General features: G+C 39.5%; 20 protein-coding genes. 11 read left to right on the forward strand and 9 right to left on the reverse strand.

All coding sequences use genetic code 11. The features are described 5' to 3' along the window. Window positions 1-170: 170 nt before the first annotated feature. Window positions 171-365, forward strand: a complete 195-nt coding sequence (locus JWR23_RS05245; protein WP_299513820.1) for a cold-shock protein — start codon at window positions 171-173, stop codon at window positions 363-365. A 96-nt stretch (window positions 366-461) separates the two neighbouring features. Further along, complete coding sequence (locus JWR23_RS05250) at window positions 462-668, forward strand: hypothetical protein (protein WP_299513823.1); 207 nt, start codon at window positions 462-464, stop codon at window positions 666-668. Window positions 669-1,054: 386 nt separating this feature from the next. Here JWR23_RS05250 and JWR23_RS05255 read toward each other — a convergent pair whose 3' ends face one another. The 3 genes from JWR23_RS05255 to JWR23_RS05265 form a co-directional block, all read right to left on the reverse strand. Beyond that, window positions 1,055-3,235 carry a glycoside hydrolase family 20 zincin-like fold domain-containing protein gene (locus tag JWR23_RS05255; protein WP_299513826.1) on the reverse strand — a complete coding sequence of 727 codons (2,181 nt, stop codon included), beginning with the start codon at window positions 3,233-3,235 and terminating at the stop codon, window positions 1,055-1,057. Window positions 3,236-3,251: 16 nt separating this feature from the next. Next, window positions 3,252-5,423 carry a hypothetical protein gene (locus JWR23_RS05260; protein ID WP_299513829.1) on the reverse strand — a complete coding sequence of 724 codons (2,172 nt, stop codon included), beginning with the start codon at window positions 5,421-5,423 and terminating at the stop codon, window positions 3,252-3,254. 444 nt (window positions 5,424-5,867) lie between these two features. Beyond that, window positions 5,868-7,064: a VCBS repeat-containing protein gene (locus JWR23_RS05265; protein WP_299513832.1), complete on the reverse strand. Its 1,197-nt coding sequence runs from the start codon at window positions 7,062-7,064 to the stop codon at window positions 5,868-5,870. Between the two features lie 252 nt (window positions 7,065-7,316). Here JWR23_RS05265 and JWR23_RS05270 point away from each other — a divergent pair, with 252 nt between their 5' ends. From JWR23_RS05270 to JWR23_RS05300, 6 genes are all read left to right on the forward strand, one after another. Beyond that, window positions 7,317-7,661 (forward strand): Rieske (2Fe-2S) protein, encoded by a 345-nt coding sequence (locus JWR23_RS05270; RefSeq protein WP_299513835.1) that lies wholly within the window; start codon window positions 7,317-7,319, stop codon window positions 7,659-7,661. A gap of 96 nt (window positions 7,662-7,757) precedes the next feature. Next, complete coding sequence (locus tag JWR23_RS05280; protein ID WP_299513838.1) at window positions 7,758-8,198, forward strand: thioredoxin family protein; 441 nt, start codon at window positions 7,758-7,760, stop codon at window positions 8,196-8,198. Then, entirely contained in the window at window positions 8,185-9,141 is a 957-nt protein-coding gene (locus tag JWR23_RS05285) for an FAD:protein FMN transferase (RefSeq protein ID WP_299513841.1), read from the forward strand. Before JWR23_RS05280 ends, JWR23_RS05285 begins: the two co-directional genes overlap by 14 nt. A gap of 4 nt (window positions 9,142-9,145) precedes the next feature. Then, on the forward strand, window positions 9,146-9,373 hold the full coding sequence (locus JWR23_RS05290) for a DUF4266 domain-containing protein (protein ID WP_299513843.1): 228 nt from the start codon (window positions 9,146-9,148) through the stop codon (window positions 9,371-9,373). 15 nt (window positions 9,374-9,388) lie between these two features. Next, window positions 9,389-10,621, forward strand: coding sequence for a DUF3570 domain-containing protein (locus JWR23_RS05295; RefSeq protein ID WP_299513845.1), 1,233 nt, complete (start codon window positions 9,389-9,391; stop codon window positions 10,619-10,621). A 104-nt stretch (window positions 10,622-10,725) separates the two neighbouring features. Further along, window positions 10,726-11,538 (forward strand): CPBP family intramembrane glutamic endopeptidase, encoded by an 813-nt coding sequence (locus tag JWR23_RS05300; RefSeq protein WP_299513848.1) that lies wholly within the window; start codon window positions 10,726-10,728, stop codon window positions 11,536-11,538. A gap of 7 nt (window positions 11,539-11,545) precedes the next feature. On the opposite strand, the gene JWR23_RS05305 is transcribed toward JWR23_RS05300, so the two are convergent. Next, window positions 11,546-13,015 carry a hypothetical protein gene (locus JWR23_RS05305; protein WP_299513851.1) on the reverse strand — a complete coding sequence of 490 codons (1,470 nt, stop codon included), beginning with the start codon at window positions 13,013-13,015 and terminating at the stop codon, window positions 11,546-11,548. A gap of 244 nt (window positions 13,016-13,259) precedes the next feature. Here JWR23_RS05305 and JWR23_RS05310 point away from each other — a divergent pair, with 244 nt between their 5' ends. After that, window positions 13,260-13,796 carry an HdeD family acid-resistance protein gene (locus tag JWR23_RS05310; RefSeq protein ID WP_299513854.1) on the forward strand — a complete coding sequence of 179 codons (537 nt, stop codon included), beginning with the start codon at window positions 13,260-13,262 and terminating at the stop codon, window positions 13,794-13,796. 53 nt (window positions 13,797-13,849) lie between these two features. Here the strand turns inward: JWR23_RS05310 and JWR23_RS05315 are convergent, their stop codons facing one another. Next, complete coding sequence (locus JWR23_RS05315) at window positions 13,850-14,893, reverse strand: NAD(P)-dependent alcohol dehydrogenase (protein ID WP_299513856.1); 1,044 nt, start codon at window positions 14,891-14,893, stop codon at window positions 13,850-13,852. Between the two features lie 127 nt (window positions 14,894-15,020). Beyond that, window positions 15,021-15,878: an RNA polymerase sigma factor RpoD/SigA gene (locus JWR23_RS05320; protein ID WP_299513859.1), complete on the reverse strand. Its 858-nt coding sequence runs from the start codon at window positions 15,876-15,878 to the stop codon at window positions 15,021-15,023. A gap of 460 nt (window positions 15,879-16,338) precedes the next feature. Between JWR23_RS05320 and JWR23_RS05325 the strand changes: the two genes are divergently transcribed. Together JWR23_RS05325 and JWR23_RS05330 are read left to right on the forward strand one after the other, a co-directional pair. Further along, on the forward strand, window positions 16,339-18,915 hold the full coding sequence (locus tag JWR23_RS05325; RefSeq protein WP_299513861.1) for a DUF5686 and carboxypeptidase-like regulatory domain-containing protein: 2,577 nt from the start codon (window positions 16,339-16,341) through the stop codon (window positions 18,913-18,915). A 9-nt stretch (window positions 18,916-18,924) separates the two neighbouring features. Continuing rightward, on the forward strand, window positions 18,925-20,625 hold the full coding sequence (locus tag JWR23_RS05330; RefSeq protein ID WP_299513863.1) for a glycosyltransferase: 1,701 nt from the start codon (window positions 18,925-18,927) through the stop codon (window positions 20,623-20,625). A gap of 66 nt (window positions 20,626-20,691) precedes the next feature. Here JWR23_RS05330 and JWR23_RS05335 read toward each other — a convergent pair whose 3' ends face one another. The 3 genes from JWR23_RS05335 to JWR23_RS05345 all read right to left on the reverse strand — a co-directional run. After that, complete coding sequence (locus JWR23_RS05335) at window positions 20,692-22,239, reverse strand: glycosyltransferase family 39 protein (protein WP_299513865.1); 1,548 nt, start codon at window positions 22,237-22,239, stop codon at window positions 20,692-20,694. Window positions 22,240-22,492: 253 nt separating this feature from the next. Continuing rightward, on the reverse strand, window positions 22,493-22,840 hold the full coding sequence (locus tag JWR23_RS05340; protein ID WP_299513868.1) for a DUF1801 domain-containing protein: 348 nt from the start codon (window positions 22,838-22,840) through the stop codon (window positions 22,493-22,495). 147 nt (window positions 22,841-22,987) lie between these two features. Continuing rightward, the coding region (locus tag JWR23_RS05345) for a group II truncated hemoglobin (RefSeq protein ID WP_299513870.1) at window positions 22,988-23,382 on the reverse strand (395 nt) is incomplete at its 5' end.

Raw genomic sequence — 23,382 nt, forward strand, 5'->3', positions numbered from 1 at the left:
AAAAGGGGCAATGCCTAAGGGTTGTGTGGGAAGTTTTTAAAGGTATGCATTGTAAATTGAATATCGGCAGATAATTGGAATATAAAAAGGCGGCATAGAATTAATATCGACCAAAAAGGTATATATTCCAGTATAAATGCCTACCTTGCGGGCTTATTCAATAAAATATAATGCAAAAAGAAGGAACAGTAAAGTTTTTCAACTCCGAAAAAGGATTTGGATTCATTTCACAGAGTAATGACAGAAGCGATGTTTTTGTACACTCAACCGGCTTAATCGATGAAATTCGTGAAAACGATAAAGTATCTTTTGATGTTGAAGAAGGCAAAAAAGGCCTTAATGCGGTAAATGTAAAAGTTATCTAAAAAATCACTATAAACTTAATCGTGAAGCATCCCGATTAATCGGGATGCTTTTTCTTTATAACTATTATTTATTATTCACTTAACTCAATATAATCTATGGCTAAATCTCAAGCAACCTTTATGAAAAAACAACTGGAAAAAAATCGCCAGAAAAAGAAAGAAGATAAGGCTCAACGCAAACAAGATCGCAAAGAAAACCCAACCAGCGGCGACCTGGACAGCATGATGGCCTATGTGAATGAATTTGGCGAAATAACCTCTACCCCGCCGGACACCTCCCCAAAACCACCGAGTAAAGCTTAACCCGTATTAGTTATTTCCCGTTGTTATTGTGGCCATGTTTTATCATGCCTTTAACGGCCTGTGCCAAAAAATATATAATCGTTACTATTTAATTGTATTTGATCGCCGCTGCCACAGGGCAATCGCTTTTAAAATTGCAGGCAGACACAGCTCCAAAATATAATTACCGATTTTGGCTAAAGCCCGTCTATAATTATAGTTAGCCCGTTGGCTGAAGCCAACAGCCATGAAAAAACTATTTTGCTATCATTACCGTCACATTTATGTGACGGACCCGTAAAAGAATTAGCACCGGCTTTAGCCAAAAAAATCGCCATTATAGGTACATGGCCTGTTTGGTACAGTCAATTTTAAAAGCGATTTCCTGGTCGCTGCCATTTATAGGATCAAAGTTTCTTTTTATCCTTTTCCCATAATTTATTAGATGCCGCAACCGCCACAGGCTCGCCTTTTTGGGCGCTTTTGGCGATATTAACATCCTGCTTTACCAGGTCGGTTAACGCGTTCCAATCTAAATTTTGGGTACGGGCAAAAAGCTGCGGCTTATATTGTGCTGATGCTGCGTTTGCATAGTTGATCCATGCAGCCACTTCGGCCCCTGTTTCGGCAACTGCCTGTGCTTTGTTTTTTTCATCGCCCGCGAAACGATATAACGCTGTATAGGTAGCACCTTTTACTTTATGCGCATAATAATCGGCTAAATAACCCATTGCTTTAAAATCGCCAATGGTTTGTTTTAATTCGGGATTATTATTGTCTTTTAGTTTGGCTGCGCCGGCCAGTAAAATTTTAGATGTTTCTGTTAATTTATCTGCAACCTCTATAGGAGTTAATTCACCTGCAACTTTTCCTTTCTGGGCAAAATCACCTATGGCTGTTACGCCCTGATCGGGCATGCAGTCGTTGCGGGCAAAGGCGTTAAGGTCCTTGAATTTGGTAATATCAAAGCTGCCTTCGGCTAAAAATTCCGCATCATTTTGGCGGTAATGTATTTTATCTACCCATTCAATTACGTCCGCGGTAGCGTTCCAGGTAGTGTACATTAACTTGGCATTTGTTCCGGGGAAATGTTCTGCTATTTTATCAATATAATAAGACTCAGGCAAATCGGGATTATAGCCCGCCATTCCCCATATCATAAATAAATACCATTGCTTATCTATCTCATATTTAGGTACGCCCTCATCCTTGCTATGAAAATCACGGCCGTAGATATAGCCATCCGGTCCCCAGAAATAGCCGGCCATTAAGCTTTTGGGCATATTCTTGATAAAATCGTTGGCATATTCTGGCTTTCCCCAGCGGAAGGTAAAAATATCATCATTGCGCACATTCATCCATACTTTAATTTTATGGTCTACCACCTCATCTTTATATATCTTATCAAACCAGGTAGGTTTTTCGCTGCTAAACATGCGCGCACGTGCATATTTAAACTCGGTATCAAACGGACCAACATAATCTTTAAAAGCAGTGCTTATCAGGTTCATATCACTCTCGTGCTGCCTGAAAATAAACGTGCAATTTATTTTAGGATTGATAGCTTTAGCCTCCATAACGCCCTTACCATAGGTTTGCCAGATAAAGTTCTCGACAGAATATTCGCCTTTAATACTATTTTTTGTGTTTTCGCCTGCAGTTACACCAATACCTTTTACTGTTGGATAGGTCAGCATAAATTGCTTTACGCTTTTACGCAAATATTCAATAGCTTCCGGCGAGTCCTGGCGGGCCTCTATACCGTGCTTACCTTCGGCACCATTAACAAAAACGTTCCAGTGATACATGTGTATATCAATGCCCCGGTCATCAGCATATTTAAATACCTTTTTCCAAAAGGCTATTTTTTCATCGATGGTGATCTTTTTAACTACCCTTAAATGCTGCGGGTCCTGTATAGGTTCTTTCTTCCAGCGCATGTCAGTTTTTGAGTTAATAGCGCCGGTATATACGCAAACATCGTTTAGCGCTACATCCTCATAACCGGGCACTTTTACCATAGATGGGTATGGATGCAAATTCCATAAGGTAAGCAGGTTATAACGGTCGCGCGCCATATTATCCAGATAGTTCTTCCAATAGTCAAAATCCCACATGGTTTCAATATTCATCTGGGCGGCATCGCCGGTATCATCATAGCTGGGGCTACGTGCATCCAGCGGAATATTAAATTTTATACCCCTGTAAGGCATATAAGGTTTGCCTTCAACTGTTCCGGTTTTAAGCAAATCCTTACCGGCTTGCAGCTTATCAGCCAAATCAAGCCCGGCATACATTAAGCCACGGGAATCACCTCCCCTAACCTTTATGGTTTTGTTTATCTGCGTAATTTTATAAGCCTCGGCCCCTAATGATTTATCCAGCACAAAGGTTACCACAATAGCACCTGCCGGGCTTGCCGAATATTGCAGGTTAGCCATTTTAAACGCACTCTCAAACTCCTGCACACCAAATTGCAGCTGCGGAATGGTTTTATCATATACCACCGCAACTTTTTGCAGAGTGCCGGCGCTCATTAAGGTACTGGCAATAAACAGTACAAGGCAAATTTTTATCAATCTGTTCATATCTGGTTGGGTTAGGTTATTTCTTTTTTGCTGGTGTTGGTGCAGGGTTTACGGCCAGTTGCTGGTCAAGATCAACCTGCGTTTGCATGGCCTTTAGCGAGAACTCACCGCTGGTTATAATAAACGGGAACGACTCTTTATTATACTTACCTACCGCGTTGGCATAATTGGCCCAGTGCGATGAGCATTGTTTCAGGTAATCAACCGCTTGTTTACGCTCATCCACATTTTTATAGCGGAAACGTGCCACTGCCACACCGGCCCTGATCTTATCGGCAAAATACCTGCCGAACCAGTACCAGGCCAGCATATCATTTACCTCGACAGCTGCGCCGGGCGACAATCCTTTAGCTTTTAATTGGGCGATCAGTGTAAATAGTTTGGCATTATCCTGATCCAGTTCGGCCGCTAATTGCAGGGGCGACATTTTGCCAGGCTTCACTTTTTCGCCTGCGGTCTCCCAGTCCCTTATATTAACATATAATGTTGAATCTAATACCGGGTGGGTGATAATATTATTGATATCAAACAGATGGGCGGACTTATCCGGCGCCCAATCGCAAAATCCTTCTGAATATAGTTGCGCATCCGCAGTACCCGAATGGAAGGACGCGAATTTTAGCTGGTTGTTGGTAGCTATTTTCCATGCTTGCAATGCTGCAGGGCCTGTACCCTTGCCGTATTTGGCAGCCAGTAATTGCTCAAAAGTAGCATCGGGGGTTTTATCATCGTACATTAAGCGGCCCCACATGGCATACCATAACCACTGGCGCTGAAAATGGTAATCCCAAGTTTTTTGCGGACCAGACAGGCTGGTATAATCCAGCGCCGGTGTAAATATTTCGCTGCCGATAAAACAGCCAGCTACATAGGCCTGACCATTGTTTTTAATAAATTCGCGTATAAAATCGCTGTTGCCCCAGCGCAGGCGGTAAAAGTCTTCATTGCGCATGGTCCACACATATTTGTATTTGGTGGGGAACGGATTATAATACTTATCAGTAAGCTTACCGCCATGCACCATAAACAATTTTGGCGACGAGTGCCCGTGGCTCCAGTTAAACTTAAATTCCACAAACATGTCCTGCACATCCTGCTGCTCAATATGCTTGCGCGATGCCAGGTCGTTCTCCTCGCTGGTACTGCCGCCCGAGCCTGTGTTGGCCGATAACGGCGCCCGGTACACAAACTTTATTTTACGGTTAGCGGCTTTCATTCCCGCAAAGATAGTACGGTCAAGCCAGTCGCGGCGTTGCTGTGGGGTTTGTCCGCCCATGGCCTCGCCAATAGTTATGCCCAGGCCGTCAAGCTCCGGGTATTCATTAATTACCTGGGTAATGGTTTCGCGGGTGTATTGTTCAACCAGCTTGGTAGTATCCTGGGTGCCGCCAAATAATGGCTTTACCGAGTATAGGGCCACTTTGTGCGCCAGCGCAAAGCTTGGCGATACAAAAGTGTTCCAGTTGATGATATAGGTTTGTATACCCCTGTCATGTGCCATTTTGAAAAGGTTGGTCCAGAACTCTTTTTGCGCCTGCATTTCCGCATCATCAAACGGGCAGGCCTCGGGGAAGTTTTTGGCGCGTATCATATAATGGTACGGGTGCAGGCTCCACAACGACAATACGTTATAACGGTTGGCCGCCATCATATCCAGGAAAGTTTCCCAGAATTTAGGGTCACGCACAACATAGTCCTGCTGGGTAAGTGATATGCTTGACCGGTAGGCCATAAACGGCAAATTAAATTTTATGCCCCTGAAGCTTAAGCGGGGTTCTTCCTTCTTCTCTTTTATTAGTTGCAAATTGCCACCGGTGGCGCGCAGCTGTTCGGCCACATCAAGGGTGCCATACATGGCTCCTTTTTCATCGGCACCAATAATTATTACCTTTTCGCCATCGCGGATAATGCGGAAGCCCTCAGCCGCTAATGGTTTTTCGCTAACAGATAAATACCTGCGTACTGATATATCCGTTTGTGCCAGCACCACCACATTAGCCATATTTTTAAAGCCGAGCGTTTTTTGCACCAGGCTATTGCCGGTAACTGCCGAGGCCTGCTCCATCTTGCTCATGGCATAATTTACCATGCGCGAATTGTTAAAGCCGGTAGCCGAAACAATTGTTGCACCCTGTGCAGTCAGGCACAACAGTAAAACTGCAAATGACAGTGCAATTTTTAACTTCATAATTTTAAGGTATTAGCGGTTATTATTGGTGTTACACAAATCTATTATTATTTAACACTTTGTGTGTGGGTGAGTGTGTAAAATTTGTGGGATAATAAGCAGGGAGATGCAACACCGGCAAAATGGCGTCACCAAAAGTTTGATGGAAATGTTATTAAACTTTACTATACAAGTCAAATGGCTACTTAGCGCGTGTATAGATCTCTCACTATCGTTCGAGACGACATACTACATAATTCGCTTATTATCAATTATTTATATTGCTAAATTTTTAATACGGTTATTACAAACGCAAATATGGTTACTCGAGATGACAAAGTGGAAAAACGGATATGAGAATGCACATTACCCACATGGGGCAACTAATAATAGTTCCGTTTTGTTAATATTTGTTGGTGATGGTAAATTATTAATGCAATATTTTATTGCCTTTTATATTGTTAATTAATACCGCTCAAAATAAAACACACCCTTTTTATTGGCTACCACTATATCTTTCTTTTTATCTTTATTCATATCCTGTACAACCAAATGCAGGCCAACGCCAGAATCATCATCTATTTGATGTGCTATCCAGTAAGGTTGTTTGCCCGGTGTAAATTCAAACCAATACAGTACGGCCAGTTCATGCGAACCAGGATCAACATTGGTATCGTTATGTGCAAAATAACGCTTTCCGGTAATTAAGTCGGGATAGCCATCGCCGTTCATGTCTGTAAATGCTACGCCATGCGTTTCAGAAAACGCTTTATTTATTTCATGCTGCGCCCAGGAAATATTTCCCTGCGCATCTTTTATCTGCTCATGCCACCAAATACCGTATTTATGCGCCGAAGCACTGATCACATCATTCAGTCCGTCGCCGTTTACATCCATTACATATATTTCAGAGCAATCATCACCAAAATCTGCGGGATGGAAGGTCCAATCAGGCTGTTTCCGGTCTGCGGGTGCTTCCCACCACCCACTTTTTACAATCACATCGTTGCGCCCATCTTTATTAATATCATCAAAACCAAGTCCGTGCGAAAACCTGTCAGTCCCGGGAATATTTGCGGCGCTAATAGGATATCTCGTCCAGGTAGTATCGCCTTTCTTAACCGGCGGACTAAGCCAAACCATTTGCTTTGCGTTTACATCGGCACATAAAATATCTATCCGTCCATCGCCATTAACATCAACATAATTGGGCGATTCATTGCCAATACCCATCCCTTTCATAACCGCATGTTTTTTCCAATATCCGTCTTTACCTTTTGGGTTTTCATACCATAAAGCTTCTGTACCGGGGAAACCTATTACTACCAAATCCGTCCAGCCATCCTGGTTTACATCCATACTATAATCTAAAAAAGAGGTGCTATATTCTTTACCCGGATTTAAGATTTTAGCAGGAATTATCTCATGGCGCTTCCAATCGGGCGCTTCAAACCAGCAGGTACCGGCCAATATATCTAATTTACCGTCGCGGTTAACATCGCCAACAGCCACATCTTCCGAAACAAAATCAGCAGTAAGAATATGTTTTTTAAACCGAACAGACGATGCAGCAGTTTGCGCATAACCAGTATTAAACACAAACACAGCTACTATTATAAAAGTAAAGCCTATAGCCCTTTTAGTTATACAATATTTAATCATACCCGGTAAAACTTATTTTGGTTAATTGGTGCCGGCATATTAAGCCTGTGTTTAAACAAAAATAGTCTTTTCTGTGGATTCTTGTTATCGTTAAAAATTGTTAAACAGAGCCAACTTCATCTCAACTACAGAATTACAGTGTACTATTGTATATAATGATTGTTGTATGGCATATCAATACCAAACATTATTCGTCCATACATTTTTAATGTAAAATTCCGTTATATATTATTCTTGTTTAAACACATATATATGGATAGAAAAGATTTCCTTTCGGCAATTGGCTTAAGTGCAGCTTCGTTTGCAGTTATTAGCTGTATTGGTTGCTCAAAAAACGGGAACGCGGGTTCGTCCGGAGTTTCGGGCCCGACAAATATTGATTTTACGCTTGATCTTAATGCTTCATCAAACGCCGCTTTACTAACTAATGGCGGCTATTTAACATCAAATGGCATAATTGTTGCCCGTACCACAGCCGGAACTTATATAGCGGTGCAGCAATCATGCACACATGAAAGCTATCCGTTAACTTACCAGGCAGCAAACAAACGTTTTACTGCAATAACCATGGTTCAACGTTTACCGAGGCCGGTATAGTTACAGCAAGCCCCGCAACCAGGTCATTAACAACCTATACTACTGTGCTTACGGGTACATCGTTAAGAGTACATTCTTAAACATTAATAAAATAATATGAAACTCCTGTTCGTTTTTTTAACAGCCTTATTAATTGGCCCATCCATACCCTGGCTTGGTGATTTTAAAGCAGCTACTGATGAAGCCGTAAAATCACATAAATTAATTGTGATCAATTTTTCCGGCTCTGATTGGTGCGGCCCGTGTATCCGCCTGCGAAAAGAGATATTAGAGTCTTCCACATTTGAAAATTACGCGCCAAACCATTTGGTACTTGTGCGTGCCGATTTCCCCCGTCAAAAAAAGGACCAGTTAAGCAAAGAACAGGTTAAACTAAACGAGGCATTGGCTGATAAATATAATCCCGATGGCAAATTCCCCTATACTTTGTTAGTTGATGCACATGGTAAAGTATTAAAAGCGTGGGACGGCTACCCGGATGAATCACCCGAAAAATTTGTAGAGGAAATAAATCAGTTTACCAATGTGCGCCTCTGAAACAATTAGTAATTTACTAACTGTACATAAGCGTATATTAAAGCTAATGGGTAACCGCTTTGAGATAAGCGTAGTTGCCGATGATGCCAATTGGGCCAACGACCGTATTGATATAGCCATTGCCGAGATAAGCCGGATAGAAAAGCTGCTCACCACTTTTAATGATGATAGCCAAACCAATCAAATAAATGCCAATGCAGGCATACAGCCGGTAAAGGTTGATGAAGAAGTTTTCAAGCTAATAGACCGCTCATTAAAAATATCAGCGCTTACCCAGGGTGCCTTTGATATTACCTATGGCTCTATTGATAAAAGCCTTTGGAACTTTGATGTAAATATGAAGGCATTGCCTGATGCTGAAACGGCACGACGATCTGTAAGTCTTATTAATTATAAAAATGTAATACTTGATGCTGTTAATACTACCGTTTTTTTAAAAGAAAAAGGTATGCGCATTGGGTTTGGCGGTATTGGCAAGGGTTATGCTGCCGATATGGCCAAACTTATTTTACAAAAAAACGGCGTAACCAGCGGAATAGTTAATGCCGCCGGCGATTTGGTAACCTGGGGAACACAACCCAATGGCAAGCCCTGGACAATAGCTATTGCAGACCCGGACCAGAAAACCACACCATTTTCTACTCTCAACATAAGCAATATGGCTATTGCCACATCCGGCAATTATGAAAAATTTGCCATCATAAACGGTAAAAAATACTCGCATACTATTGATCCTAAAACAGGGTTGCCGGTTGGCGGTGTAAAAAGCGTAAGCATTATTTGCCCCAGCGCAGAATTTGCCGACGCGATGGCCACACCCGTAACTGTAATGGGCATACATGTTGGCTTAGATATGATCAATCAATTACAGCAAATTGCCTGTATAATTATTGATGATGATAATAAACTGTACACATCAAAAAATATTAATGTTAAAAAATAACAAGATGAAGGGAACATTGCTATTAAAACTGTTGATGATTGGCCTTTGCCTGGCAGGAGGCTTATCCTCTTGTTCAACAGTGAAGGCTTATCAAAAAAACAGGCTCAATGATTCTGAGATGGAACTGTCGGCGCGCAAATCGCAAAAATTTGAACAAAGTTTTCAATTATACCGCGAAGGTGGTTCGGGAGCAAATGGTGGTAAAAGCGGCGGTGGCTGCGGATGTAATTAATTAAGCAGGCACAACATGAGAAAAATATATTTATGCATAGCCGCATTATACTTGGGTATAGTAGCATCGCACGCGCAAACAACTCCCCAGCCTGTTAAGGATAGCAGCAATTACGCGGCGCGAAAATTAAAGATTGATGAAGTAAATTTTGTATCAGCCTATTATCATCAAAATGGCAATAACTCGGCAGTTACCGGGGGCATAGGCACAGAAAACCTGACAGATTTTGCCAACACGCTTGATCTGCAGCTTTCTAAATACAGCGCTAATGGCCGCAAGCATACTTTTTTATTTGAGTTAGGGGTTGACCATTATACCTCTGCATCGTCTGATAAAATTGATCCGTACAGTATATCATCAGCTTCTATGCAGGATACACGCATTTATCCTTCTTTAAACTGGACCGTATCAAACGATAAAACCGGCAATGCGTTTGGCGTAACAGGCTCATACTCGCACGAATTTGATTACCAATCGTTTGGCGGTGGTATAAATTTAACCCGGTTATCAAAGGATAAAAATACGCAGTTTGATTTTAAGGCGATGGTTTTCCTTGATACCTGGAAAGTTATTTTGCCGGTTGAGTTACGACCGCCGGGATATGGATCAGGATCGAACAAGGATAACAAGGACAACGCCGGGACTGTTGATTATAAGCCGCGAAATTCATTTAGTACATCATTCTCCCTATCGCAAGTACTTACAACACGGTTGCAGGCTTTATTAATTATTGAGCCATCTTACCAAAAAGGTTTACTGGCTACAAAATACCAGCGCGATTACTTTACCGATGGTTCTGAAAGGGTAGAAAACCTGCCTGAAAGCCGCTATAAATTACCAATCGGCCTTCGGTTTAATTATTTTTTGGATGATCACTTTGTTATCCGCATGTTCTATCGTTATTATATGGACAACTGGGGTATACGGGCAAACACTGCCGAGATAGAGATACCGGTAAAATTGAGTTCGTTTTTTTCTGTAAGCCCGTATTACAGATATAATAATCAAATTGGCACACGATATTTTACACCATATGGCCAGCATAACCCAACTGATAAATATTATACCAGTGATTATGACCTATCAACACTAACCAGCAATTTTGTAGGCGCAAACATAAGGTTCTCGCCGCCTAATGGTGTTTTAGGTTGGCAACACTTTAACTCGCTCGAAATCAGGGCCGGGCACTATATGCGTTCAACCGGTTTAAACTCTAATATTGTAACATTGGCTATGAAGTTTAAATAAACCCGTTAATTCTTTATACAACAAATAGGCTTTGACTATTATAGTTAAAGCTGTTCTGTTTTACTCCAAACCATTTATTACCTTAGATTTAGATAAAGGAATTTATGGCAGAAAATATAAAATCCGGTAAGTGGATATATACCTTATTGAGGGTATTACTTTTTTGCCTTAGCTGCGCTATTGTCTTAGCTGCCACCTCGCGCTTAACACAAGGGTGGCCGGGTAGTAAATGGGTGTCCATTGTATCTATTGCTATTGCCGCGGCAGGTTCATTAGTACTTACTATATTATTTGTACGTTGGGAACGGTTAAAATTAAAAGATGTTGGTGTTGTACCGGTCAACAAAAGCATATTACGATTATTTACCGGCTTTGTCATCGGGCTATTTTTAGCTGGTATGCAACCCATGCTGGTATTACTTTCGGGCCATATAAGCCTTATCTCCAACCAAATAAATATTGCTTCTGTTAGTATTAACCTGCTGTTGTACTTATTTATAGCAGGCAGGGAAGAAGTTGCATTTCGCGGGTATCCTTTGCGCAGCCTTAATTATGTTATTGGCCCATGGGGCGCCCAACTAATAGTGGCATTAATATTTGCTGCCGAACATAGGATTGGCGGCATGACCTGGTTACAAGCTATTTTTGGGCCGGGTGTTGGTGCATTGCTTTTTGGCCTTGCAGCGCTTAAAACAAAAGGTATTGCATTACCTATTGGCCTGCATACAGCATGGAACTTTGGGCAATGGGTACTTGGTTTTAAAGATGGAACCGGCCTATATAAAGTAGTGATTGAAAAAGGTTACGAAGCAAGAGCCGACCATGCAGGCTGGATAAGTTACTTATTAGTAATGTGCCTTGCTATACTGACATTTTATTTTTGGAAACCACGGGAAAGGCCTTTAATGGCGTATTAGCCGGTGGTTAATTATTCAATTTATCTGAAATATTTTTTATAGCTGTATCCAGGTTTTCGGCAGCACATAAAAGGTGATCCTCTACCAATAAATACTCTTCATTTTTATCTTTACTATGTTTCATGGTTTCTATTATTCCAAGTATATTAGAAAGGTGCCTGCGAACCTGATGTGAATTAATAAATGCCAACTCTTCTTTTTGTGTGGTAAACAAAAGTTTTTCATAATGCCGCTTTTGCTTTGTGTTTATATATAACATAGTTCCTATTATAATAATTAAAAGCGCTACAACCATACTAAATATTAACCACAAACGCTCTCTTTTATAGGCGTCTTCCTTTTGCGTGTAAGCGCCCATCATTTCGTCAATTTTTATTTGGGATGTAACGGTATCAACCTGTGTGAGCCTGCCGATATAATCTTCTGATTGTTGTAAAGCCATTTTTAAATTATATACAGCTTGCTGCAAATTATTTTCATTTTCGGCAATTCCCCCTAACATCCTAAATAAATGCAATTTGATTTCGGGGTGGTTTTTTTGTTCTTGTTTTACCAATAACCGCTCAATGCTTTTTTTTGCAGAATCAGATTTCCCTGCATAATAATAAGCGTTTGCAAGATTAAGTTCATCCGTATTATCAAATTGATATAAATATAAAGGATCATTTTTTAGTTCTATAATACGATTAATTGCATTTTTATAATCATGCCGCAACAGGGATAAATAATAATTTGTCCGGTTTTTATACATGTATAATCTAAATGTGCCAATTTTTGTATTATTAAGTATTTGATTATATTTTTTCAAGGAATCAATATTGCCCATTCTAAAATAATTTTCGGATTTATTATAGTATATAGCGTTGTTAAGCCTTTGTTCCCTTATGTGATGTTTTTTAATTATTGACAGGGCCTGGTTCAGATAAAATAATGATTGGTTATAAAAATTATTTCTATAATATATATCAGAAATATTAATATCAATCACTACTTGTAAATTAGGATCCTTTAATATAATGGCTTCTTTATTGGCTATCCTGAAGCTTGATATAGCATCAATGGTATTTCCCATATAGCTTTGCAAAAATGCCAGTTGGCTAAAAAAAGCATACAGTAAATAATGATCACTATTTTTACTTGCCAGCTCAATTGCACGGGCTAAAGCACTTTCGGCTTTTTCTAAATGTAATAACCGGCCTTGGCATACGCTTTCAATAAAGTATTTAATTGCAGTACTATTTTTTATGTTATATTTCGAAAGCAACTTATCCGTTTCAATTTGAGATGAATGCAAAGAATCTACAGGGCAACGCTCAAAAACAGATTTAAGATAAACCAACAATTTTTTTTCTTGTAAATCCCGATCATGTAGTTTCACAATAGTTAAAATGCTATCCTGGCTAACAGACGTTGGAACGGCTCTTAAATTAAATGAAAAACCAAAGAGCAAAAGAGAAAGGTAGCTGAATTTTAACATATTAGTAAAATTTTTATTAAATCTACGGTTCATTCGTCAAAAAAAAAACTCTAAATATTATAATAATAATTACCTTATAGTTAATGGTCTTATTTACAATAGTCTATATCTTCTATATATTATGTTAATTCAGGTGCTAACCGTTTATATAAAGGAATTACTACCAATATGGTTTATTTGACGTATTTTTTTACTTTGATAAAACTTTTTAGCTCTCTGTAAGTTGCCTGTTGTAAAGATGGTTATGAATATTGAAACTACAGTTGATAGCAAAATGCGACATTGGTGGATATTTTTAATACGAGGCTTATTATTTATTGCCGCCGGGATTTATATCCTTTGCTCGCCCGCTACCGGTTTTATAGCGCTGGGCTTTATGTTCGGACTGATAATTTTTGTAGCTGGTATTGCCGAGCTATTGCGCGTTTATCATGCTAATAGCAGCCGAAACAGGGGTTGGCATTTAATACTGGGTATAATTGATGTTGTTTTGGGTATAATATTAATGGGCCACATTATGGCAAGCTTAGCCATTTTGCGTATCGCAATAGGTATATGGTTTTTGTTACGTGGGATTTCCTTATTCAGTTTTTCGGGCCTGGCGCATAGATCATGGGTGCTGGCAGTGGGCGGCTTTATTACTATAGTGTTTGCTATGGCAATATTGTTTAACCCCACGTTTGGTTCAATAACCCTTGTTTTTTGGACAGCGTTAGCTTTTATTATTTCAGGATTGTTTAATGTAGTGCAAGCTTTTTGGTTAAAAAAGGCTTCCTTATAGCATAAAAAAAGCGGCTAATCTAAATTAACCGCCTTTTTAATACCATATAGCATTTACAGCGTAGCCATATCAATTACAAAACGATAATGCACGTCGCCTGCTAAAGTACGTTCGTAAGCTTCATTTATCTGGTTGATATTTATTACCTCTACGTCTGATGTGATGTTATGCTCGGCACAATAATCCAGCATTTCCTGGGTTTCTTTAATACCACCAACCAATGACCCTACCAAACTGCGCCTGCCCAAAATAAATGGGAAGGCCGAAACCGGGGTAGGTTCTGATGGGGCACCAACTATTATCATTATACCATCGCTTTTTAACAGGCCCAGGTATTCGTTATAATCATGTGCCGCAGAAACTGTATCTAAAATAAAGTTGAAACTGTTGGCCAATTCGGCCATGGTATCTTTATCTGTAGTTAATTTAAAATGCTGGGCGCCTAACCTTGCAGCATCTTTTTCTTTGCTTTTTGAGCGGCTTAGCATGGTAACTTCTGCCCCCATTGATGCTGCTAACTTAACAGCCATGTGGCCCAGTCCGCCTAAACCCACAACACCTATTTTATCGCCTGCTTTTATACCCCAATGGCGCAATGGCGAATAAGTTGTGATACCCGCACATAACAAAGGCGCAACTTTCTCTAACGGCAATTTATCAGATATAGATAGTACAAAATGCTGGGTTACTACAATATGGCTTGAATAACCGCCAAGTGTTATACTTTGCTTATCCTGGCTTAGTGAGTTATAGGTTTGGGTATGTCCGGTCTCGCAATATTGCTCCAGGTTGTTATTGCAATTAGAGCAATGCATGCATGAATCTACAAAGCAGCCAACGCCTACTGTATCGCCAACCTTAAATTTGCTAACATTAGCACCAACCCGGGTTACTTTACCAACAATTTCGTGGCCGGGTACAGCAGGGTAAACCGTACCACCCCACTCATTGCGGGCCGTGTGAATATCGGAGTGACATACACCACAATACAAGATCTTTACTTCTACATCATCCGCGCCAGGCTCGCGGCGATCAAAGGAATATGGGGCAAGTGGTTTGTCTGCAGCTTGCGCGGCATAGGCTTTTACTATTGTCATAAATTTTCATTTTTTACAAAAGTGAAAACTCAATTTTAAAGTTTTGTTTTTTAAAAGCAATATTTAAAATACCGGCCATTTAATAGCCGCAACTCATCAATCCAAAAAACTAAAAAAAGAAAAATACCTATAAATAAGATTGCAGCAATCTTGATTTTGAATTCTGCCTAAGGCGCATAAGCGCTTTATCTTTTATCTGGCGTACACGTTCGCGGGTAAGGCTAAACTTCTCGCCAATTTCTTCTAACGAATGGGCCGCAACACTATTTAAACCAAAAAACAGAACTATCACCTGTCTTTCCCGTTCAGCCAAAATACCTAATGATCGTTTTATTTCCTGGGTTAATGAATCATTCATCAACTCGCTGTCTGTGCCTGCATCTGTACTCATCAAAACATCAAGTAATGTATTTTCCTCGCCGGTAACAAATGGCGCGTCAACAGACACATGGCGACCTGAGTTAGATAAAGCATCAGAAATTTTTTCGGAAGTAGTTTCCAAATCTTCCGCCAACTCTTCGGGGGTAGGTGGCCGCTCAAATTGCTGTTCTAATTTTGAGGATGATTTGCGGATCTTACTTAATGAGCCAACCTGGTTAAGTGGCAACCGCACAATACGGGATTGCTCGGCAACGGCTGACAGAATAGACTGGCGTATCCACCAAACAGCATATGATATAAATTTAAATCCTTTAGTTTCGTCAAACCTTTTAGCAGCTTTGATTAAACCTAAGTTTCCTTCGTTTATAAGGTCACCCAAAGTAAGTCCCTGATTTTGGTATTGCTTAGCAACTGATACAACGAAACGTAAATTTGTTTTTGTTAAACGTTCTAAAGCGGCCTGGTCACCTTCGCGGATCTTTTGCGCAAGAATCACTTCTTCCTGTGCGGTTATCAGGTCTACCTTTGCAATTTCACTTAAATATTTGTCAAGTGATTGTGATTCACGATTGGTAATGGATTGGGTTATTTTGAGTTGTCTCATAAGCTGGGTGCAAAGGTACTCAAAGTTTTGTGGATTGAACGTAAAGATTAATTATACCTTTTGTTATCTCATATAATTATCTTAAGAAGCTTTTTAATGGTGATATAGGCCCCTTTATGCATATTATTTATTTAAAATGAAAAATAACTTCCGGTTCGAGTTTGCTGACCATGAATCTGTAAAATCTTCTTCAACTATAATTGGTAATCTGCATGTCTAACATGTACTAATATCTCAATAATATAATTCAATATTGGTACAGAATCGGGATATATATTTGGCCGGATACAATTTTTTAATCATTACATTTCAAACACTTATATGGCAATATAAATACGCTACGGTCTTTTGCTTCTGATAATTCATTTTATAGTTAATGAATTTTTAGCAGGGTGGAATAGAACTAAATTATCAATGACCTGATATGCTTTTGAGTTTGAAATTTGTATGCCATAATAAGTTGAAAAAAATATGTGTTTTTGTGTTGGTTATCGCTCCTTTATGGTGTACAGCCCAGCAAAAAGATACGCTAATAAAAAAAGAGGATAGTTTAAAAAAGGTTACCGGTGTAAGCGGCCAGATTATTGATGCTGTTTCGGGTAAATCGCTTCCTTTTATCACTATAGGCTTTACCGGCAGCAGTTATGGAACCATGTCTGACGGGCAGGGCAAATTTGATTTAAGTGCGCCCGGTTCATTCAGCAGCATTACCTTTTCCTATATGGGGTATCAGACCATAACAAAAACAATAAGACCGGGCCAGCTTAATGAACTGCATATTCGGCTCCAAAGCAGCCAAACCCAGCTAAAAGAGGTGATGATTACTTCGGGCAAAAGTAAACGATACCGGAACAAGGGAAACCCGGCCGTTGATCTCATTCAACAGGTAATTAATCATAAAGACCAAAACCGGATGGAAAGCGCAGATTATTTGCAATATGATCAATATGAACGATTGGCTTTATCACTTTTCCATCTTTCGCCCAAATTTCTTAACGGTCATTTTTTCAGTAAATACAAATTCATGCTGGATACAGCACAAGTTATCAACGGAGAAGCACAAACATCGCTGCCGGTTTACTTCAGTGAAAAACGCTACCAATATTATTACAAAAAAAATCCGCCTAAATCTATACAGGTACTGAACGCGCAAAAGGAACTCAATATCATTACATTTATTGATACAGTTGGCTTAGACACCTATCTTAACCGGCTATATGGCAATAATATAGATATTTATGCCAATAATATTTTTATTATCACCAATCAGTTCCTGAGCCCGATTGCTGACCATGCCCCTGATTTTTACAAGTTCTTTATTACAGACACCGTACAATCAGGCAAAGAAAAATTGGTCGAAATAAGTTTCACGCCCCGCAACAAAGGGGACCTGTTATTTGAAGGGAAAATAATGGTCACCCTGGACGGGCATTATGCTGTGGAATCGTGTGAACTAAACGTAAATAAACAAATCAATATCAATTTCATGCGGAGCCTGAAGGTTCGCCAGGATTTTGGAAAGTATCCTGATGGGCACTATTATCTGACTAAAAGTGATGTAATAACTGATTTTGGTATTTTGAAAGATAAGGGTTTAGGGTTATTTGGTGAACGGACGGTATTTTATGAGCATTATAAATTAAACACACCGCTTCCTGCCCCGTTTTATGAAGGTAAAAGTTCTCAAACTGCTTTAAATTCAAGCCAGACTGATACCGGGTATTGGCAAAAACACCGTCCGGATACTCTTACATCCCGGCAAGCCAAAGTATATGCCAATTTTAACAGATTGGAAAGTATGCCTTCCTTTAAAAGGACGAGTTGGATAGCATCAACGATTACCGGCGGCTATGCCGATTTAGGGGCGATACAGGCGGGGCCTTTCGATGCCTCTTATTCCTTTAATTCCGTAGAAGGATCCAGGTTTCGGCTGGGTGGCAGAACAACACCTTTGTTTAATAAATCCATCTATTTAGAAGGTTATTCCGCTTATGGCACTAAGGATCATATATTCAAATATTACCTTGGCAGCACCTTTTCTTTTAACCAGAAACCTTATTACCAGTTCCCAAATGATTATTTGAAAGTTAGCTACCAGTATGATACTGATATACCGGGCCAAAACTTTTTAATTGAAAAGTCGCAAAGTATACTGTTATCAATTCGGCGGGGAACGAGTGATTTTTGGTTGTATAATAAAATTTTTAGAATCGATTATATAAAAGATTTTGAAAATCACTTTTCCTATAATGTTGAATTTAAGAACTGGAACCAGCAACCTGCAGGTGCCCTGAATTACCAGATCAATAATCAGGCTAACAGCCCGGTACAAAATTTAACCACTACCGAACTTGACCTGGGCCTAAGATATGCACCTAATGAACATATTATGCAGGGCACCATGTACCGGCATACCATCTATAGTAAATACCCCATTTTCAACACGCAGATTAACCACGGATTCAGCGGAATACTTAATGGATCTTATAGTTATACGAATGTAAGCGCAAGTATCTTTAAGCGCTTTTACTTATCGCAATTGGGGTATACTGATATTACCCTCCAGGGGGGGATCTTATTGGGCCAGGTTCCGTTCCCTTTGCTAAATATAATTCCGGCCAATCAAACCTACTTGTATGACCCTAACGCTTACAATATGATGTACTTTTTAGAGTTTGTGAGCGATCATTATGCCGGTTTAAACCTGACGCATAGTTTTGGAGGGTTCTTTTTAAATAAAGTGCCGTTGATTGATCATCTTAAATGGAGGGAATATCTTTCACTTAAAATTTTATACGGGGGTTTGCGTAATGAAAACAACCCGCGATATACCACTAATTTATATCAATTCCCTATCAGTTCAAGTGGGTCACCGGCAACCTATTCGCTCGGTAATATACCATATATAGAAGCAGGGGTTGGTATAGGAAATATATTTAAATTGATACGGATCGATGTGATCCGCAGGTTTAATTATCTTGATCATCCCGGTATAACGCCTTATGGCCTCCGTTTCAGTTTTAGTCCTGATTTTTAATTAATAAATATGCCACCCCAAATCGTTCAGCTGATTAGCTCTTATAGCTATCTGGCTTTATTTCTACTAATTTATTTACAGGAAATAGGTGTTCCTATCCCCCTGCCCAACGAGCTGCTGATGTTATTCGCGGGCTATTTGTCTTTTAAAGGGATACTTTTTTTTCCGGCAGTGCTGCTATGCGTTATTATTGCGGATTTTACGGGAACAATTACTTTATACCTGCTGTTTTACTTTTGCGGCAATTACCTGATGACACACAAACCCAGATGGATTCCTTTATCCAATGCAACCCTTGATATGTTACAGCTAAAAGTTACCCAGGGTGGTTGGTGGGCAGTATTCTTGTGCAGGATCACACCTTTTATACGGGGTTATACTTCCGTAGTTTCCGGGCTTTTACGCTTAAAGCCAAAATGGTTTTTGCCTATAGCGGGTATATCATCCATCCTTGTGTGCGGAACCTATGTAACACTTGGGGAAATATCAGGCTCTTATTGGAATGAGATTGCAACTAAACTTAATTATTTCAGGTATGAAGCCCTTGGCTTAGTATTGTTGGTCATATCCATTTTCAGCATTACTAAACTAAGCACTGTTTTGAAAGAAAAAAAGAAGGCAAAGGAAAAACTGCAATATGAAAAGGATCAGTTCATCAGACTGCATATGGTATCAGAAACCGCCTGGGTTACACAGGGACAAGGCGTACATACTGCCTATATAGAATTAATGGAACTGCTGGCCGATGACCCGGATATTATCCTCACTGTCAACGGGAAAGGAAAAGGAAATGTTTTCCATTCCCATACCTATGGGCCCTATTATTTCTGGAAGGGATGGGCCTATAAAGGCAGGCGTATCCTTACCGCGCATGTAATACCTGATTCCAGTAAAGGCACTATTCCTTTTTGGAAACAACTATTGCCGCTAACCAGCTTATACTTAAAACTGGTTTATTCTTTTGCCGATGTCGTGATCGCTATTTCACCTACGGTTGAAAAGGCCATCAAAGATTTGGGTGTAAAATCTGATATTGTACGAATATATAACCCGGTATTGACAGAAAACTGGGCAAGAACACCCGAAAACAGGGAAACAGGCAGGAAGCTTCTGGGGATTAAACCAAATGAAAAATTGATACTTGGGGTTGGGCAATTGCAGGAAAGAAAAGGAGTAGAAGATTTTATTGATATGGCAGTAGCCATGCCTGATCAAAAATTTGTATGGGTTGGCGGCCGCCCTTGGGGAATGTTCACTGAAGGTATCCAGCGGATAAACAACCGAATAGAAAACGCCCCCGCCAATATTTTCTTTACCGGTTTAAAAGCAATTGAAGATATGCCGCCCCTGTATGCCGCAGCTGATATATTTTTATTCCCGTCCTATCAGGAAAATTGCCCGCTGGCACCCTTAGAGGCGGCGGCAGCAGGTTTACCAGTGGTATACAGGGATATTAAGGAATATACTACTTTATACCGGGCACCTTATTTGAGGGCTACTGACACGGCCGAATTTATAAAAATCGCGCAGCGACTGATTGCCGATCCGGATTATTACCGGGAATCTGTTAAAATCTCCTGTCAGCTTATAGCAGAATTTGATAAAGAAAAAATAAAAAATGAACTGATAGGTCTTTACAGACATACGCTTGATAAATATTTTGAAGAAAATAAGTGGGATAGCGTATCAAACATATGGGCAAAACATTAACCCATTGCAACATCGCTTTATAAATTCTATATTTTAAAACACTAATTACTTCGATAATATAAGGACCTACTTTGGTGATTGGTATCCTTTATATCCCTTTAGTCTGAAAATATAATACTCTTTACAAACCATTCCGCTTCTGTATTCAGGAAATATTAAGGCCATATCATAAGTTTTAAAACTGTTCAATACCTTATCAGAGGCTTTATAGCTAAATGAATTTGAAGGACAAATATAATAAGCATCATCTCCGTACTTTAATGGTTTCTTGTAATTATTCATCAAATAATACTGATGCAGATCCAAAATATTACCAAAACCATAAGTTTGTTGTCCCGTAGGACGGGCCATATAGAAGTCGATATGGGCTGCTGGGATCCAATTGGTGATAATTATGGGAGCGCCGGCAGGCATTATTTTTTTTGCTACATCACTTTTATATAAAGAATCGTATTTTATTCCGGCTGCTTTCCAGCCATACATATCTAAAGTCAAATCCTCCGCGCCAACTTTCATTCCTTGCTTTTCTGCCGATAATGTGCCTGGAAAATAGTTGATGAGCATCACTTGGGAAACGGCTATAAAGATGGAATAGCCTATGGCTAATTTTAAAATAGTGGGTAGTTTACCGGCTATATTTTTTTCCCGGGAAGCTAATTTAATGGCTGGTAAAATAAATAATATGCTAAATGCCGGACCGGGCCAATGTGGTAATGTCTCCCGAAAAAGAGATAAAAACACCAAAATCACAATCAATGGTAAACCGCAAAACAACAATATTTGAATATTTTTTTTATCAACTGTTGAATTACCTTTGATGACCCAGTAAATACCGCTAAAGACCAGAAAATAATGAATTGGGCCGGTAGAAAAAATAACTTCTAACAAGGTTTTCAAAAACATTCCCGCATGCCATCCTGCCCCTGCCAGGCTTATCCGGCTGCTATGAAATTTATAAGTAATAAAATCATGCTGAATGTTCCAGATAATAATAGGAGAAATAATAATCAAGGTAATGCCAAGTGATAAGTAAAAGTATAAATTTTTGAACCGGCTACGATCAAACACCAAAAGGTATGAACTTATTCCAAACCATAAAAAAACACCATGAACCTTGCTCATGATACATAATCCTGATATTATACCAAATAAACACCAAAGCAAAGGGTATTTTGGGTGATCCGGAGGCATCTGAATAATCTTTACCAGCAGCAATACGCCAGAGAGCCAAAATATCATTTGAGGACTGTCTGGTAAAATAAAAACACCAATTTCAATACTTGAATAAATGGAAGATGCATAAAGCAAAGCGGCAAACCAGCCGGTTCGTTCATCATTAATCAGCGTGCCTAATTTAAAGATGAGCCAGGTACAAACGGCACACGACATAATAGCGCCTAAACGGACGAAAAGCTCAGTATGTACTAAATTCATGGTTGTTAGCCGAATGAGCCAGGCAACCATAGGAGGGTGGTCAAAATAGTTCCATTGAAGCTTTGTTGATAAGGCCCAATAATAAACCTCTACATTGCTCAATTCCAAAGAAGATGCAATAATAAGCCTTGCCAGAGTAGAAATGGCGATTAACCAAAAAAGCTTTTTTTGATAATTCAAAATAACTTAATTTATCATCAACTATAATAAAACAATTTGGATGCTTTTTGAAGTTATGGATTTCATGATTGCAATAATTCTAAGACTCATCAAACCATTATCTTCTAACCAATTGAATTATAAAATGTTAACACTTTTAAATATCTCTAAAACAAAATCAAAATAGGTTACAAAGTAGCATATCATAAATGACGGTATACAATGGTTTGTTTTTCAGTTCAGAATTTCTTCTTCTTCTTCTTCTTGTAAACGGTTAGCTTTTATCAATAAGATCAAGATAATAATTAAGCTTTTGTAAAATAATATCAACCGGCAGATCTGCATTGGGATCAATCTGTATAGATTCATATTTATCTTTTGGCTTTGTAACCGGTGTCTGTTCCTGCAAGCTTTTATCAAGGCAAAAACCCAGCATGAGCTTTTTACGATTAAGCCATAAGTAGCCTAATTTTTTTTCTTTATAAGTAAAGAAAGGTATCTGAAACTTGCGCTCATGGCAAATATTAGGCTTGGCTCGTAAAATAACATCCTTCAGCGCCAGCAGGCAACTTTGATACGGCTCGGGTTTAGATAGGTAGTATGACTCGAGTGTAGTGTGCATTATAATAAATTATTTCTAAACACTTATTAATTACAGGTTAACAGCAAAATTAAGAAACCCCGAACCATTTCCGCTCTAATTTGCGTTAATAGCGGATTACTTATAAATTTTTTGATTCTGCTAATAATTTGCAATACTTTATTATTATTATTTATCGGACTTATGCTCAAATAATGAACCAACGATCTCATAAGGTCCTTTAACTTCTCCCCAACCCCAGGCGGGAATATGGTGATTTTCGTTTACCGGATTTTCGGCTAATTGTGAATTAATTACTGCAACCCTGCTGCCCCATTCAATATGCGCAACAAAAGTTGACCGAAACTCCGGGTCGGCCGGCATTCCGATTTCATCAGCGCTGGCCAGTAACAGATCTGCCCAGCGTTTGCGCTGCGCCTCTGTTAAATGCTTGCCTATATGCTTACCTACCATATGGCTTAAGGCATGTTCTCCATATTCCTCACTATACAACTTCGGCCCTTTCAATACTTCAGCTAAAAAATGTGCCACATGGCGGGAATGTTCGGGCGACATATGCCTGA

Source organism: Mucilaginibacter sp. (genome assembly GCF_028288205.1).
Classification (GTDB): domain Bacteria; phylum Bacteroidota; class Bacteroidia; order Sphingobacteriales; family Sphingobacteriaceae; genus Mucilaginibacter.

Bases quoted from the DNA above. Each gene is read 5' to 3' on its own strand.
- JWR23_RS05260 (WP_299513829.1), bottom strand. From the start codon at position 5,423: ATGAAGTTAAAAATTGCACTGTCATTTGCAGTTTTACTGTTGTGCCTG.
- JWR23_RS05250 (WP_299513823.1), top strand. From the start codon at position 462: ATGGCTAAATCTCAAGCAACCTTTATGAAAAAACAACTGGAAAAAAAT.
- JWR23_RS05270 (WP_299513835.1), top strand. From the start codon at position 7,317: ATGGATAGAAAAGATTTCCTTTCGGCAATTGGCTTAAGTGCAGCTTCG.
- JWR23_RS05305 (WP_299513851.1), bottom strand. From the start codon at position 13,015: ATGTTAAAATTCAGCTACCTTTCTCTTTTGCTCTTTGGTTTTTCATTT.
- JWR23_RS05280 (WP_299513838.1), top strand. From the start codon at position 7,758: ATGAAACTCCTGTTCGTTTTTTTAACAGCCTTATTAATTGGCCCATCC.
- JWR23_RS05265 (WP_299513832.1), bottom strand. From the start codon at position 7,064: ATGATTAAATATTGTATAACTAAAAGGGCTATAGGCTTTACTTTTATA.
- JWR23_RS05310 (WP_299513854.1), top strand. From the start codon at position 13,260: ATGAATATTGAAACTACAGTTGATAGCAAAATGCGACATTGGTGGATA.
- JWR23_RS05255 (WP_299513826.1), bottom strand. From the start codon at position 3,235: ATGAACAGATTGATAAAAATTTGCCTTGTACTGTTTATTGCCAGTACC.
- JWR23_RS05315 (WP_299513856.1), bottom strand. From the start codon at position 14,893: ATGACAATAGTAAAAGCCTATGCCGCGCAAGCTGCAGACAAACCACTT.
- JWR23_RS05330 (WP_299513863.1), top strand. From the start codon at position 18,925: ATGCCACCCCAAATCGTTCAGCTGATTAGCTCTTATAGCTATCTGGCT.
- JWR23_RS05320 (WP_299513859.1), bottom strand. From the start codon at position 15,878: ATGAGACAACTCAAAATAACCCAATCCATTACCAATCGTGAATCACAA.
- JWR23_RS05340 (WP_299513868.1), bottom strand. From the start codon at position 22,840: ATGCACACTACACTCGAGTCATACTACCTATCTAAACCCGAGCCGTAT.
- JWR23_RS05300 (WP_299513848.1), top strand. From the start codon at position 10,726: ATGGCAGAAAATATAAAATCCGGTAAGTGGATATATACCTTATTGAGG.
- JWR23_RS05285 (WP_299513841.1), top strand. From the start codon at position 8,185: ATGTGCGCCTCTGAAACAATTAGTAATTTACTAACTGTACATAAGCGT.
- JWR23_RS05295 (WP_299513845.1), top strand. From the start codon at position 9,389: ATGAGAAAAATATATTTATGCATAGCCGCATTATACTTGGGTATAGTA.
- JWR23_RS05290 (WP_299513843.1), top strand. From the start codon at position 9,146: ATGAAGGGAACATTGCTATTAAAACTGTTGATGATTGGCCTTTGCCTG.
- JWR23_RS05245 (WP_299513820.1), top strand. From the start codon at position 171: ATGCAAAAAGAAGGAACAGTAAAGTTTTTCAACTCCGAAAAAGGATTT.